The sequence below is a fragment of the Mesorhizobium sp. WSM4842 genome (assembly GCF_055901575.1).
Genome location: NZ_CM148372.1, coordinates 568,601 through 583,017 on the forward strand (window position 1 = coordinate 568,601; position 14,417 = coordinate 583,017).

Here is a 14,417-nt window from a genome sequence, read left to right on the forward strand (position 1 = left end):
CACACGGGGAGAAGGTGCCGGCAGGCGGATGAGGGGCAGCGCAAACACCGACAAGCTGTTGCCACCTGCCTCCATCAGTTGCCGGACATCGCCTTCAGATTGGCGGCATAGTCGTCGACGTCGTCCTTGCCGATGATCTTGGTCGGCACGATGATCAATCCGTCGGCGGGAACGCCCGACTTGTCGCCCTTGAGATATGCGGCCATCAGCTTCATGCCCTGATAGGCCCATTCGAAGGGCTGCTGCACGACGGTGGCGGCAACAGTGCCTTCCTTGACGCCGCCCAGCGTGATCGGATCGTCGTCGAAGCCGACGACCGTGATCTGGCCGAGCTTGCCGGCGTCGCGCAGCGCTTCATAGATGCGCGGCGTGTTGTAGGAATAGAAGCCGACCATGCAGGTGACGTCGGGGCTGGCGACCAGCGCGTCCTCGACGTTCTTCTTGGCGCGGGCCTGGTCGATGTCGTCGCCACGAACGTCGATCAGCTCGATCTTGGTGCCGGCGAGCCCTTCCTTCATGCCTTCGATGCGCTCCTTGGCATTATCGGCGCCGAGCAGGCCGACGAAGCCGAGGCATTTGCCGCCGTCGGGCATCGCCTTCTTGGCGATCTCGGCCGCCTGCTTGCCGGCATCGATGTTGGACGAGCCGATATAGGCGACCCGCTTGGTCTGCGGCGCGTCGCTGTCGGTGGTGAACAGCGCCGTCTCCGAGGCGATCTTGTTGAGCCCGTCGGTAGACGTCTTGGGATCGACGGCCGAAACCATGATCGCCTTGACGCCGGCCGTCACCAGATCGTCCATCAGCCGCTGCTGGATGGCGACCGACGACTGCTCCGGATATTTGAGCTCGAGATTGTAGTCGGGCAGTTCGGCCTGGGCCTTCTTGACGCCGGCTTCGGCCGCCTTCCAGAAATCGGAAGCGCCGTTGACGACGAAGGCCAGCGTCGGTTTATCCTGGGCACGGGCAATCGCCGTGATGGACAGGCCGAGAGCCAAGGCCGCGGCAGCGACGGACGCATTTCGTATCGCAGATTTCATGTTCAACCTCCCATTTGATTCAGTCATTTTCGCTGATCTGAACTTGTCGAATGCGGCTGGACGCCTCCTCCTCAAGGGGTGCTGGCAGCGAAAGAACGGCGCCATTCCAGCCGCGATTTTGGACTTTAGAGACTCATTGGCTGTTCGTATAGTCGGATTTGTCTGACATTTCCGTAATTGCGTGGTGTTGCTTTGCCGGCCCAAGAGCCGCGGATGCCGCGCCACGCGCCTGCTTCCCGTCATGGCCCGTTCAGTCCCGAGCCGGGCATGACGAATTGACAATAGAACGCTCACGCCTATTAGTAAATAGTATTAGTCTCTGGTTGGAAACCTGGTGCCGCTGGCGAATGGTCTGCCTGCCGTGTGGTGAGAAAGGGAGGCTTCCGAAGCCGTCTAACCGCCTTGAAATTGGCTCACATTCCCAGCAATCGATCTTCCAGAACCGCGTATCGCTCTCTACGCGCTGCTAGCCATTCGGCTGCCAGGATGATAATAACGATTAATCGAGTGCCTGTTTTATAAACCGAAGCGTCGTCGGCCGTCCTGCCGTCTTTAATGACGTCCAGGACGACCTCTGGTTAGCCAAGCCGGGAATTTGGAACACAATGCCATGAGCGAACCGACGGATCTGCGCGATCCTGCCCTTGAAGCCTCCCGGCGCCGAAAGCCATCGGCTAAGAATCCCAAGGGTCGCGTCACCATGACCGATATCGCCAGGGCCGCCGGCTGCTCGCAGGCAACGGTTTCGTTCGTCCTCAACAACACGCCGGGCATAAGGCTCTCGCAGCAGACCCGCGAAAGGGTGATCGAGGCCGCGCGGGGTCTCGGCTATGCGCCACCAGCCTTCTCTGCTCTTCGCAGCCCTATCGCCTCGTTCGAAGGTCTGGACGGGGTGATCGGCTTCGCGGTCGATCAACTGGCGACCAGTCCCGAAGCGGTCGTCGCCATAGAAGGGGCGCGCCAGGCCTCGTGGAATGCCGGGAACGTCGTGCTGGTCGCTCAGACTTTGGGTGATTCCGTCATGGAGCCGCGCGCGATTGCGGCACTGACCAAGCGAGGCATTTCGGCGCTGATCTACATGACCATCTTCACGCGCGAGATCGCCGCGCCCGACTATCTCTACGACCTCGATATCCCTGTCATCCTGCTCAATTGCTATACCGCCGACTACGCCTTCCCCGCCGTGGTGCCGAGCGAAATCGCCGGCGGGCAGAGCTCCACCCGCCACCTGATCAGCCATGGCCACCGCCGTATCGCCACCATCACCGGCGAGCCGTGGATGCATGCGGCGCAGGATCGGTTGAAGGGTTACCGCCGGGCGCTGGCGACGGCCGACATCCCGTTCGATGCGGAGCTGGTGGTCGAGGGCGACTGGTCGGCGAGCGCCGGCTACGCTGCGACCGTCAAGCTTCTGGCGCTCAAGGACCGCCCAACCGCCATCTTCTGCCAGAACGACCGCACCGCGATCGGCTGCTACGAAGCGCTGAAAGAAGCCGGCCTGCACATCCCTGGAGATATTTCGGTGATCGGCTATGACGACGAGGAAATTGCCCGGCATCTGTTCCCGCCTTTGACGACGTCGATCCTGCCGCATATGGCGATGGGGCAATGGGCGATCGAGCAATTGGAAGTCCCTGCACCGCCCGGCCGCGGCCGCTACCCCATTACCAAGCTTGAATGCCCGCTGGTCGAGCGGGAATCGGTCAGTGCTGTGGCGCCTGGGCGCACACACGGACTGACAGCCCGCTGAGCACCTCCAGACTTCCATCAATGCATACGCCGTACTGATGCCGCTCCAGGCCAGACAAGCGCCCCGCAAAGGGCGGTTGGCCCCGAAATTGTCGCCTGGCATGGTGGATCGGGATTCTTGTATCCCGAGTTCTGCGGTTTGACATACGGTTTGCTGCAGTCTGGTTGTGGCGAAATCCTGGATCCAAGGGTAAATCTGATCTGGGTCGCCGTTCCGCGCCGGCCCTCGAGCCCGATTTCCTCGCTGACCCGGATCGGCAACCCGCCAGGAGTTATACTGCCATGAAGCTCCAGCATCGCCATGGCCCGCTGCGCGATTTCGTCGGTTACGGCCGGCGGCCGCCGCAGATCATCTGGCCGGATGGACGTCTGATCGCAGTCAATCTCGTGGTCTGCTACGAGGAAGGGTCGGAATATTCGCTGTTCGAGGGCGACGACCATAGCGATGGCTGGGGCGAATATCCGTTGTCGGCGCCGGCCGGCATCCGCGATCTCGGCACCGAAACGCATTTCGAGTATGGCAGCCGCGTCGGCATCTGGCGCATCGCCAGACTGCTCGAGCGACACGGTGTCCACGCCACGATCTCGAGCTGTGCCGAGGCGCTGCGGCGCAACCCGGAGGTGACGGCATGGCTGCGCCAATCGGGTCACGATCTGCTCGGCCATGGCCTGCGCTGGACCGAACAATGGACCCTGAGCCGTGACGAGGAGCGCGGCCATCTGCAGCGCGCCGTCGCGCTGTTCATCGAGATGCTCGGCGAGCGGCCGATCGGCTGGAACAGCCGTTCCTTTCCCAGCGTCAACACGCGCGACATCCTGATCGAGGAAGGCGGCTTCCTGTACGATTCGGATCCGTGCAACGACGACCTGCCCTATTTCGTGCCGGCACAGAACGGGCGCCTTCTGGTCGTCCCCTATTCCAAGACCTTGAACGACAGCCGCTATCTGGTCAGCCCCGGCTATGTGACGCCGAAGGACTTCGTCGACAACGTCGAAGCCTATCTGGACTTCCTGATCAGGGAAGCCAGGGAAGAAGGCGCGCGCATGATGACGATAGCCGTCCATGCGCGATGGACCGGCCAGCCCAACCGGGCTGCGGCACTGGAAGGCATAATCGAGACGGTTCTGTCCAGGCCGGAGGCCGTCTTCATGCGCCGCAACGATATCGCCCGGTATTGGTTGTCGCTGTTTCCGGCCGACGGCGAAGCGCCATGAACCAACGTCCAACTCGCGCGGCGAACGGCATCCTCAAGCATCGGTGCGGGAAGGGAATTGCTCACCCCAACGGCATAACGCCTCTGCTCCAGCATTGAGCGCCGCTCCGCTTTCCGTCAACGAATAGACGACCTTAGTCGGCGATCCCGGATAGACTTCTCGGTTCACAAGCCCGTCAGCCTCCAGTTCGCGTAATTGCTGCGTTAGCATCTTTTCACTGATCGCCGGAATCGACTGCCTCAACCGGCCGAACCTGCGAGATGCCGTTCCAAGCTCGCAAAGAATATCCACTTTCCACTTCCCTTCGATCGCCTTGATCGCGATTGCGAAGCCGCAATTGCCCGTCGGCTTATTCATGATGCTCTCCTTACCTTTGGGTAACCACTTACCTCCAGGTGCGTATTGTGCGCGCCATTCACTCCGACATACCTCTGCCCTTGACGGCAAAACCATGGCCGCGCGCCTATTGGCATCTATTGGTATGGAGTGTTGCAATGAAGCTTTCAATCAGCGTTGTGGGGACGGGTCGTATGGGATCGGCGCTCGCCCGCGCCCTGCTCCGGTCGGGATATCGGACGACGGTCTGGAACAGGACGAAACAGAAGGCCGAACCGCTGGCCGCGCTCGGCGCCACTGTCGCGGGGTCCGTCCTGGAAGCTGTCAATGCGGCTGAAATTATCATTGTGAACGTAAGCGACTACCAGGCAACCGCTGCAGTTCTGCACGACGATGCCGTTGCTTCAGCCATTCGCGGCAAGCTGGTCGTGGAACTCACTTCGGGAACGCCGCATGGCGCACGCGAAGCCGCTGAATGGTTTGCTGCGCACGGAGCCAGCTATCTCGATGGCGCGATCATGGCCACGCCGGATTTCATCGGCACTGATGCCGGGACGATACTGATCTCGGGGCCAAGGCAGGCTTTCGACGCGAACGAGGAGATGTTTCGTGCCTTGGGCGGCAATGTACAGCATATCGGGGAAGAGCCGGGACGTGCGAACGCAATTGATAGCGCGCTGCTTGCTCTCATGTGGGGCGCGCTGTTCGGCACGCTGCATGCGATCGCCGTGTGTCAGGCCGAAGAGATCGACCTGGGCGAGTTGGGACGGCAGTGGACCGCAACAGCGCCTGTTGTTGACGGGCTTGTCGCCGACCTCATCAACCGGACGAATGCTGGCCGGTTTGCCAGCGACGACGAGACGCTCTCGTCGATCTCCCCGCATTACGGCGCATTCCAGCATCTCCTGGAGCTGATGGAGGCGCGCAAGATCGACCGCTCCGTGGTCGACAGTTACGACGCAATCTTCCAACGGGCGATTGCAGCTGGCCACCTACATGATGATTTCGCGGCGTTATCGCAATTTCTGGAAAGTCCGGATAAGAGATCTCTCCGATCCGGACCGCGCGAGGGATCCCTTCTGGCTGGCTGAGCGGATTTGGTCTCCGGCCTTATTGAGGCGGACCACGCTTTGCCGTCGGCCGACGGGTTCGGGCTTTGTTGTCCGAGCGTCGGCCGAGTCAGACCAGTGGCCTACATTAGGGGAATAGAATGCCTTTGACGCTTCTCATCGATTCGTATTGTGCTGCTTGGTCCGATCAGAACGCCGAGCAGCGGCGGGCGTTGCTGTTACCGATCTGGAGCGATGGCGCGACATACACGGATCCTACAGTCCATGCGACTGGCGCGGAAGAACTGCTCGCGCACATCGCAAGAGTTCTGGCCAAGCATCCCGGTGCCCGCATCCTACGGACAAGTGACGTGGATGTTCATCATGGGATCGCACGCTTTGCGTGGAAGTTTGTGGTGCCTGATGGATCGTCCTTCCCTGAGGGTTTGGACATAGCCTTCCTCGACTCTGGCCAGAAGCGAATAACGCGTATCATCGGCTTTTTTGGGCCGTTGGCACGGTCAAGCTGATCGACCAGCGCGTGCCAGCCCGTGCGCCACCAGCCGATCGATGATCTCGGAATAGCTGACGCCGCTTGCCGCCATCGCCTTGGAATACATGCTGATATCGGTGAAACCGGGAATGGTGTTGAGCTCGTTGATGAGGACGCGCATGTCCGGCGTCACGAAGAAATCAACGCGGGCCATGCCGTCGCAGCCGACCGCACGGAAGGCCTTTGCCGCCATCGCGCGGATACTGCCTTCGATCTCCTGCGGCAGTTCGGCCGGGACTTTCAGCGCTGCGCCGTGCTCGTCGATATATTTGGCGTCGTAGCTGTAGAAACCGTGGCTCTGTGCCGGCACGATCTCGCCGGGACGGGAAACGAAGAGGCCGCCTTCCGTATCCTCCAGCACGCTGCACTCGATCTCGCGGCCTCGAATGAATTCTTCGGCCAGCAGCTTGCGGTCGTGCCTAAAGCCTTCTGTCAGCGCTGCCTCATAGTCTTTTTCAGCCGAAACCTTGCTGACGCCGACAGAGGAGCCCTGCCGGGCCGGTTTGATAAAAAGCGGAAGCCCAAGCGCGCTCTGCAGTTCCGCAAAGGCCGGCGCGCCGCCGTGGTGGATTGTGACGGACCGCGCGGCGGGCAAGCCCGCCTCACTCAGCAGCCGCTTGGCAATGTCCTTGTCGAGGGCTGCGGCCGAACCGAGAATGCCGCAGCCGGCGAGCGGCACGCGCGCCACTTCCGCCAGCCCCTGCACGGAGCCGTCCTCGCCGTGGAGGCCGTGAAGGGCGGGAAACAGGATGTCGACGTCAGGCAGTTCGTGGGCCGCGCCACGGGTCGGGATCGCCATCATCCGTCCCTGCCCGCCCGGCACGAGGTAGACTTCGGTACCGCTCGATGGTTTCGCCAGCGTGCCATTCTCGAAGCTGCTCAGCAGCCATTGTCCTTCGCCGGTGACGAAGACGGGAACGGCATCGTATTTCGCGGGTTCCAGCGCACGCATGATGTTGGTTGCCGACAGCACCGAAACGTCATGCTCGGCGGAGCGTCCGCCAAAGAGCACGGCAATACGCAGTCTTTTCGAGGTGTCGGCCATGAGCGTCTCCAAAATGGTCTGGCAGGAATACCGGCAGTGGCACGTTAGGCCGCGTCCCGGCGCGCAGCCTGAACGTTCCCCGAGAAAGCCAGGAAAGCTAGGCAGATGAGCCCTGTTCGGGGCATTCTTCTCGTTGGTTATTCGTATAGGAGTGTACGCGCCTACTCCAAGCTACATCGAGTGGTGCTCTGGAGCGGCCTCCTCCTTTGTGCTCCTCGTCGAAAAGGAAGCGCATCGGCCAACGCCTTTGAGTCCGTGAAAGGTGCGCTTCAATTCGCAATGCAAGTGCTGTAGTTAGACAAAGAGTGCGGCCTGCCGCTTACTGAGGCAACGAAGGCGAAAGCGTATTAGTCGCAGTGTTATGAGAGCCGTACCGGTGAGATGAGACGAAGCGGTCCAAGACAGGCTAGCACAAGGCCCGGCGTTCTGCTCAGCGCGGGTGCTGGCCTGCGGCTGCTCGCTTCGTTACTCTTTCTGATCTGGACCATTCCTGCGGCAACAGCCGACCAGGTCGGACAGGCCAAAGAGCAAATGAGGCTCGCTGCGTCCAAACCAGTCACACACCCGACTATCATCATTGCCCGTGGCATTGCGCGCCACCTTGGTGCTGAGACTTCCCGTTTCAAAACGGGAACGCCTGCCATTGCGGGAAACGGCAAGCCCTTTTGCATAATCCCGGATTTGCGCCTGCCGCTCGAAACCGCGTCAGCCGCATCGTTTGGAATAGGGTCTGAAGACCGGCCCAAACTGTCGCCGATCCGCGCCTTCGATGCGCGCGCGCCTCCGCTTCTCCCGGCATGATCCTGGCCGCGCGACCGCGGCCCCCGACTCCCAAAACTTTCACATCGCGTTTCGTTCGGGCTCTCGCCGAGTTGCTCGCCGATCGGAACGCCAAAGCTCTTGTCGGAGGCGGTTTCCGCCCGATATGGGCTGAACGGACAAGAACATGCTGCATTTTTCGCGCTGGAAGACCATTCTCATCTGGCTGACGGTCCTAGCCGGTATCCTGTACGCAGCTCCCAATCTGGTTCCCGCCTCCACTCTGGCATCGCTGCCGAATTGGCTGCCAAAGCAGCAACTGACGCTGGGCCTAGACCTGCAGGGCGGCTCGCACATCCTGCTCCAGATCGATCGGCAGGACCTCGCCAACGAACGCCTCGAATCGGCACGCGACGAGGTCCGCACATCGCTGCGCGATGCCCAGATCGGCTATACCGGGCTTGCCGGCACCGCCAATTCCATCCAGGTCCGCATTCGCGACCAAGGCCAGATCGAAGCTGCGAAGACCGCACTCGAAAGATTGACACAGCCGATCTCGACCGGCCTTTTCATGAGCGGCTCGGTGACCGAGATGGAGATGGCCGAGCCGGAACCGGGCCTGCTGCGTTTTACGCTGACCGAAGCCGGGGTCGACTACCGGATCGCCGCGGCGCTGACTCAATCGATCGAGGTGGTTGGCCGACGCGTCAACGAACTCGGCACGACCGAGCCGATCATCCAGCGACAGGGATCAGAGCGCATCATGGTCCAGGTGCCGGGCCTGCAGGATCCGCAGCGGCTGAAGGATATTCTCGGACAGACGGCGAAGCTGACCTTCCAGATGGTCGACCAGTCGATCCCGGTCGAGGAGGCGATCTCCGGCCGCCCGCCGGCGGGCTCGACGGTGATGTATTCGACTGACGAGCCGCGGGTTCCCCATCTGATCGAGAACCGGATCATCGTCTCCGGCGAAAACCTCGTCGACGCGCAGGCAACCTTCGACCAGCGCACCAACGAGCCGGTGGTCTCGTTTCGCTTCGACAGCCGCGGCGCCACCCGCTTCGGTCAGGCTACTCAGGCCAATGTCGGGCGCCTGTTCGCGATCATCCTCGACAACGAGGTGATCTCCGCGCCTCAGATCCGCGAACCAATCCTGGGCGGCACCGGGCAGATATCCGGCAGTTTCACGGTGGAGAGCGCGAACGACCTTGCGGTCCTGCTGCGCGCCGGCGCACTGCCTGCCGACCTCACCATTGTCGAGGAACGCACCGTCGGTCCGAGCCTCGGCAGCGATTCGATCGAGGCGGGCCAGTTCGCGTCGATCATCGCCGGGTTCCTCGTCGTCGGCTTCATGCTGTTCGCCTATGGGCGACTGGGACTGATCGCGAATGTCGCGCTCCTGGCCAACGTCGCACTGATCATCGCCGTCCTGTCGGTTCTTGGGGCAACGCTGACGCTGCCTGGCATCGCCGGCATCGTGCTGACGATGGGCATGGCGGTCGATTCCAACGTCATCATCTTCGAGCGCGTCCGCGAAGAGAACCGCCAAGGGCGCTCGATCGTGCAGTCGATGGATTCCGGGTTCAAACAGGCGCTGGCGACCGTCGTCGATGCCAATGTGACGACGCTGATCGCCGCCGTCATCCTGTTCTTCCTCGGCTCAGGGCCGATCAAGGGGTTTGCCGTCACCCTCGCCATCGGCATCGTCACCACCGTGTTCACGGCCTTCACGCTGACGCGCTGGCTGGTCGCATTCTGGCTTCGCCGGCAGCGCCCGAAAGCGATGCCCAGCGGTGTCATGCGCCTGGTGCCCGACGACACGCGGGTGCCGTTCATGGCATTCCGAAAGTACGCCTTCACGCTGTCCTTGCTATTGTCGATCGCTTCGGCTGCGCTGTTCTTCACTGTCGGCATGAACTACGGCATCGACTTCCGCGGCGGTTCGAGCATCGAGGTGCAGGCAAAGGGCCAGCAGGCCGATATCGGCGACATCCGTGAGCGGCTGACGGGCCTCGAACTGGGTGAGGTGCAGGTGCAGGAGTTCGGGTCGACCCGGGACGTGCTGATCCGCATCGGCACCCAGGGGGGCGGCGACATTGCCGAACAGTCCGCCGTTGAGAAAGTGAGGAGCGCACTCGAGACCGACTACGAGTTCCGCCGCATCGAGGTTGTCGGTCCGACAGTGTCCTCCGAACTCGCGTTCAACGGCACAATGGGCGTGCTCGCCTCGCTGCTGGCGATGCTCGTCTACATCTGGATCAGGTTCGAGTGGCAGTTCGGACTCGGCGCCATCATTTCGACGTTCCACGACGTGATCCTGATGGTCGGCTTCTACGTCGTCGCGGGCATAGAGTTCAATTTGACCTCGATAGCCGCGATCCTGACCATCGTCGGCTATTCCATCAACGATACGGTTGTTGTCTATGATCGGGTCCGCGAGAATCTGCGCCGCTATAAAAGGATGCCGATTGCCGAACTGCTCGACCTGTCGATGAACCAGACACTGGCGCGAACGGTCCTGACCGGCGTGACCACGCTGTTTGCGTTGGCGGCGCTTTCGATCTGGGGCGGCGAGGTCATCCAGTCCTTCACGGTCGCGATGATCTTCGGCATCCTCGCCGGCACCTATTCCTCCATCTTCGTCGCCGGGCCGCTGCTGATCCTGTTCAAGCTCCGGCCGGGCGCCCTCAGCCCAGAGGAAACCGCAGCGGCGAAAGAACCGCCGGCGCGACAGGCCTTATGATGTGACGGCTCGAAGCTGATCCACGACAGCGTCGGTTTCGGCGCTGGTCGTGGCTCGACCAAGACTGAAGCGAACGGCGCCCATGCCGAGCTTCTCGGGCACGCCCATGGCCGTGAGCACCGGGGAGAGCTCGACCCGGCCGGCGTGACAGGCCGAACCGGTCGACACCGCGACGCCGTCGAGACGCGAAAGCACCTCGGCACCGATCATGCCGACGAATGAAACGCTGAGCGTGTTGGGAAGGCGATGCTGAGGGTGCCCGTTGAGCGCGACACGGTCGCCAAAACTCTCCTGCAGCGCGTCCCAAAAGCGATCACGCAGCACGCGGACGCGTGCCATCGGCTCCAGGTCGCCGGCGAGCGCACAGGCGGCGCCGAGGCCGACCGCCAGCAAGGCGCTCTCGGTGCCTGCGCGACGGCCATGTTCGTGCCCGGCGCCATGGATCAGCGGCTCGAGCCTGAGCCCGCTTCGGACATAGAGCGCACCGACACCCTTCGGCGCGTAAAGCTTGTGGCCGGCGATGGTCAGCAGATCGACGCCAAGCGTGTCGACCTTGGTTGGAATCTTGCCGACCGACTGCGCAGCGTCGGTGTGAAACCGGACGCCATGCTCCCGCGCAATGGCACCGATCTCCTCGATCGGCTGGATCGTGCCAACCTCGTTGTTGGCGTGCATGACGCTGATCAGGATGGTGCGCGGCGTAATGGCACGACGCACATCCTCGGGATCGACCCGGCCCGTGCTGTCAACCGGCACATAGGTCACTGCCGCGCCGAGCTGTTGCTCGAGGAACCGGCAAGGAGCGAGAACGGCCGGATGCTCGACCGTGGTGCTGACGATGTGCTCGCCCTTGTCCCGCAGGGCGAAGAACGTGCCCTTGATCGCCAGGTTGTTGGCCTCGCTGCCGCCACTTGTGAACACGATCTCGTCGGGTGCGCAGTCGAGCAGCGCCGCAACCTGGCAGCGGGCCTTCTCCAGCGCAGCCTTCGCCGGCATGCTCGCCCAATGGCCGCTCGACGGATTGCCGAAAGCCTCTTCAAGATATGGCCGCATGGCAGCCGTGACCGAAGGATCGATCGGCGTGCTGGCGTTGTAGTCGAGGTAGATCGATGTCATGCCCGGGAGCCTCCTTCGCGGTTTGTCGCCCGGCGATCAGCTTGCGCGGCTATTCCCGCATGAATGCCTGAACCTCTTCGGATGTCACTTTGCCGTCCTTGTTTGCGTCCACCTTGTCGAAGATTCGCTTATGGATGGCGGTGATCTCTTCGAAGGAAAGTGCGCTGTCACCGTCCGTGTCGGCAATGGCGAACATGATCTTCATCATGTGCCCGCGCATGCGCATCATCGGCATTGCGCCCATCATGCCGGGCTGCATCATCTCGCCCATCATGCCCTGACCCATGCCTTGGCACATCATGCCCCGGCCCATGCCTTGGCCCATCATGCCCTGGCCCATCATGCCGGGAGGCATCATGCCGGGTTGAGCGGGCTGTGCACCTTGGTCTTGTCCCGCCATACCTCCAGGCTCGGGAGACGGCGCCGCCTGCGCGACTGTCGTATCGTGGGGATCGGCTGCGGTTGTTTGCGCGGCGGCTGTAGCCGTCGCACCGGCGGCGACAGTGGCGGCGAGCGTGGCCGCGCGCATCAGTGCAATCAACGTCATAATATGCTCCTTCCTCTCATGGGGCTCGGCAGAGCTCGTTCCAACTCGCTGGCGGCTCTGCGGCCGGAGATGCTTTCAGCTCTTTCCCTACTGCCGGCAAACCGCCGGTCGCGGTCAAATTTCAATGTAAGCCAAAGGCGTGGCGAATTTGCGCCGGATCAATTGCTCGGGCAGCGATCTGCCGCCGCTGTCATGTTGCCCTCCTCGAGGACGGATGGGGCTCGGTCTCGCTCATCACAACAGCCACGACCAACCCTGAGAGAAACGTCAGCGCGGCGATCGATGTGATCGCCCATGACAGCCCGAAGCTGTCGGCGATGAGGCCGGCGGAGAGCGCCCCGATCGCGTAGCCGAGATCCCGCCAGAACCGGTAGACGCTGAGTGAGCGGGCGCGCCAGGTCGGATGCGAGGCATCGGAGACGGCTGCGATCAAGCTCGGGTAGACCATCGCCGTGCCGAGGCCGAGCAGAAGGCTGCCGACGATCCACCACTCGAACTGGCGCGTCGCTGCGGTGAGAAACAGACCGGCGGCCTGAACCCACATGCCGGCGACGATCAGGCCTCTGCGCCCCCAGCGATCGCTCAACGGACCCGTGGCGATCTGCAAGACACCCCATGTCGCGGGATAGATCGCCTTGAGGATGCCGATGCGCTCGACACCGAGGCCGAAGGACGCGAAGAACAACGGGAAAATGCCCCAGCTCATGCCGTCGTTGAGATTGTTGACGAGACCGGCCTGCGAGGCGGCAAACAGGTTGCGATCCCCGAACGAGGTGAGCGCGAAGACCTGCCTAAAGCTGATCGGCGCGGACTGCTGCGCGTGGGATGAGGCCTCCAGCCGAACGTGGCCGCGCGTGTCGCGCACGAGCAGGATCGACAGTACGGCACCGAGGACGGCATAGCCGATGCCGAGATAGATCGGCACTGGCCGAAGTCCGTATTGCGAGGCGAGATAGCCAGTGAGGAACGCCGTCACCCCAACGGCGAGATAGCCGGCGAACTCGTTGAGGCCGACGGCAAGGCCGCGCGACTTCGGCCCGACGAGATCGACTTTCATGATCACCGTCATCGACCAGGCGAGCCCCTGGTTGACGCCGAGCAATGCGTTGGCCGCAATCACCCATTCCCAGGTCGGCGCCCAGATGATCATGAACGGCACCGGCAGGCCGACCAGCCATCCCAAAACGAGCACGCGCTTGCGGCCCCACGCGTCGGCAAGCTGGCCCGAGACCAGATTGGCCAGCGCCTTGACGACGCCGAAGCTGACGATGAAGGAGACGATCAGCGTCGTCGACGTGACATGGAACTCCTCCGATCCGATCAGCGGCACCACCGTTCGTTCTATTCCGACCATGCCGCCGACAAAGGCGTTGATCACGACGAGCAGCGCGAATTGCGGCCAGTTCTCCCTGAGGCCGAGCCTGACAGGTGAACCCGCCTTGCCTGGAACCGATGCCGCTTCGTCCATGGCTCAGGCCGCCGCCGCAGCCAGGGCGGAATTGGCGGCCCGGAGCGCCGCGGCCTCCGGCGGAGCCGGCGGAATCTCGGCGAGCATGAAGCGAATGAACGCGGCTTCGTCCTCGATCCGGAGGGCCTCGTTGTGGCGTTTCTCGAAACCGATGGTCGACCACGGCTTGCCGCTCAGGCGCCGGCCGCAGACCGAGCCAGCATAGGCGCCGGGGAGCACCTCGACATGATCGGGAAGAGCCTTGAGCCGACCGGCGCTGCGAAACAGATCCTTTGCGCCTTGCTCGGCGCTGACGGCGAGTTCGGTGCGACCGAGATCGCCGGCCATCAGCGTGTGGCCGGTCAGCACGAACCACGGCTCGTCGGCACGCGTGCGGTCGCTGACGAGAAGGCAGATGTGCTCCGGCGTGTGACCCGGCGTGTGCAGGACGGTTGCGGTGACGTTGCCGAGCGAGAGGACCTCTCCGTCGCGCACGCCTTTGAACGGGAACGCAACATCCGCCTCCGCCGAGAGCACGTAGGCGGCGCCCGCCGCTTCGGCGAGCGCGCGGCCGGCAGAGAGATGGTCGGCATGAACATGCGTGTCGACGACGAAATGGATGCGCATGCCGGCGTCTTCGGCGGCACGCAGGTAGAACTCGATGTCGCAGGCCGGATCGACGACGGCCGCAGCTGCTTTGCCGCCGCAACCGAACAGGTAGGAGACGCCGACCGGATCGGTGTGAAGGAACTGGCGAAGGATCATGGTCTTGCGCTCCTCGTTGCAAAGGGCTAGAAACATTCAATCATTCCGCTGAATGT

Annotated in this window: 12 protein-coding genes; 5 read left to right on the forward strand and 7 right to left on the reverse strand. The window is 62.7% G+C overall.

The window, feature by feature from the left end; translation table 11 throughout:
* Positions 1-74: 74 nt before the first annotated feature.
* On the reverse strand, positions 75-1,037 hold the full coding sequence (locus AC0NIE_RS02615; protein ID WP_473488524.1) for a sugar-binding protein: 963 nt from the start codon (positions 1,035-1,037) through the stop codon (positions 75-77).
* A gap of 610 nt (positions 1,038-1,647) precedes the next feature.
* Here AC0NIE_RS02615 and AC0NIE_RS02620 point away from each other — a divergent pair.
* Together AC0NIE_RS02620 and AC0NIE_RS02625 are read left to right on the forward strand one after the other, a co-directional pair.
* A complete protein-coding gene (locus AC0NIE_RS02620) occupies positions 1,648-2,787 on the forward strand; it encodes a LacI family DNA-binding transcriptional regulator (RefSeq protein ID WP_473488523.1) in 1,140 nt (379 codons plus the stop codon).
* Between the two features lie 281 nt (positions 2,788-3,068).
* Complete coding sequence (locus tag AC0NIE_RS02625; RefSeq protein WP_473488522.1) at positions 3,069-4,001, forward strand: polysaccharide deacetylase family protein; 933 nt, start codon at positions 3,069-3,071, stop codon at positions 3,999-4,001.
* A 33-nt stretch (positions 4,002-4,034) separates the two neighbouring features.
* Here the strand turns inward: AC0NIE_RS02625 and AC0NIE_RS02630 are convergent, their stop codons facing one another.
* Positions 4,035-4,358, reverse strand: a complete 324-nt coding sequence (locus tag AC0NIE_RS02630; RefSeq protein WP_473488521.1) for a winged helix-turn-helix transcriptional regulator — start codon at positions 4,356-4,358, stop codon at positions 4,035-4,037.
* 137 nt (positions 4,359-4,495) lie between these two features.
* Here AC0NIE_RS02630 and AC0NIE_RS02635 point away from each other — a divergent pair, with 137 nt between their 5' ends.
* Both AC0NIE_RS02635 and AC0NIE_RS02640 read left to right on the forward strand, forming a co-directional pair.
* Complete coding sequence (locus AC0NIE_RS02635) at positions 4,496-5,428, forward strand: NAD(P)-dependent oxidoreductase (protein WP_473488520.1); 933 nt, start codon at positions 4,496-4,498, stop codon at positions 5,426-5,428.
* 119 nt (positions 5,429-5,547) lie between these two features.
* Positions 5,548-5,916, forward strand: coding sequence for a hypothetical protein (locus AC0NIE_RS02640; RefSeq protein WP_473488519.1), 369 nt, complete (start codon positions 5,548-5,550; stop codon positions 5,914-5,916).
* On the opposite strand, the gene AC0NIE_RS02645 is transcribed toward AC0NIE_RS02640, so the two are convergent.
* On the reverse strand, positions 5,908-6,984 hold the full coding sequence (locus AC0NIE_RS02645) for a D-alanine--D-alanine ligase family protein (protein ID WP_473488518.1): 1,077 nt from the start codon (positions 6,982-6,984) through the stop codon (positions 5,908-5,910). The genes AC0NIE_RS02640 and AC0NIE_RS02645 overlap by 9 nt on opposite strands.
* Positions 6,985-7,930: 946 nt before the next feature.
* Between AC0NIE_RS02645 and secDF the strand changes: the two genes are divergently transcribed.
* Positions 7,931-10,486, forward strand: a complete 2,556-nt coding sequence (gene secDF / locus AC0NIE_RS02650) for a protein translocase subunit SecDF (RefSeq protein WP_473488517.1) — start codon at positions 7,931-7,933, stop codon at positions 10,484-10,486.
* Here the strand turns inward: secDF and AC0NIE_RS02655 are convergent.
* The 4 genes from AC0NIE_RS02655 to AC0NIE_RS02670 all read right to left on the reverse strand — a co-directional run bounded on the left by AC0NIE_RS02655 (position 10,481) and on the right by AC0NIE_RS02670 (position 14,397).
* Positions 10,481-11,602: a cysteine desulfurase family protein gene (locus AC0NIE_RS02655; RefSeq protein WP_473488516.1), complete on the reverse strand. Its 1,122-nt coding sequence runs from the start codon at positions 11,600-11,602 to the stop codon at positions 10,481-10,483. The two genes, secDF and AC0NIE_RS02655, sit on opposite strands and share 6 nt — an antisense overlap.
* Positions 11,603-11,651: 49 nt before the next feature.
* Positions 11,652-12,149 (reverse strand): EF-hand domain-containing protein, encoded by a 498-nt coding sequence (locus AC0NIE_RS02660; RefSeq protein WP_473488515.1) that lies wholly within the window; start codon positions 12,147-12,149, stop codon positions 11,652-11,654.
* A gap of 190 nt (positions 12,150-12,339) precedes the next feature.
* Positions 12,340-13,617 (reverse strand): MFS transporter, encoded by a 1,278-nt coding sequence (locus AC0NIE_RS02665; protein WP_473488514.1) that lies wholly within the window; start codon positions 13,615-13,617, stop codon positions 12,340-12,342.
* A gap of 3 nt (positions 13,618-13,620) precedes the next feature.
* Entirely contained in the window at positions 13,621-14,397 is a 777-nt protein-coding gene (locus AC0NIE_RS02670; RefSeq protein ID WP_473488513.1) for an MBL fold metallo-hydrolase, read from the reverse strand.
* Positions 14,398-14,417: the final 20 nt, after the last annotated feature.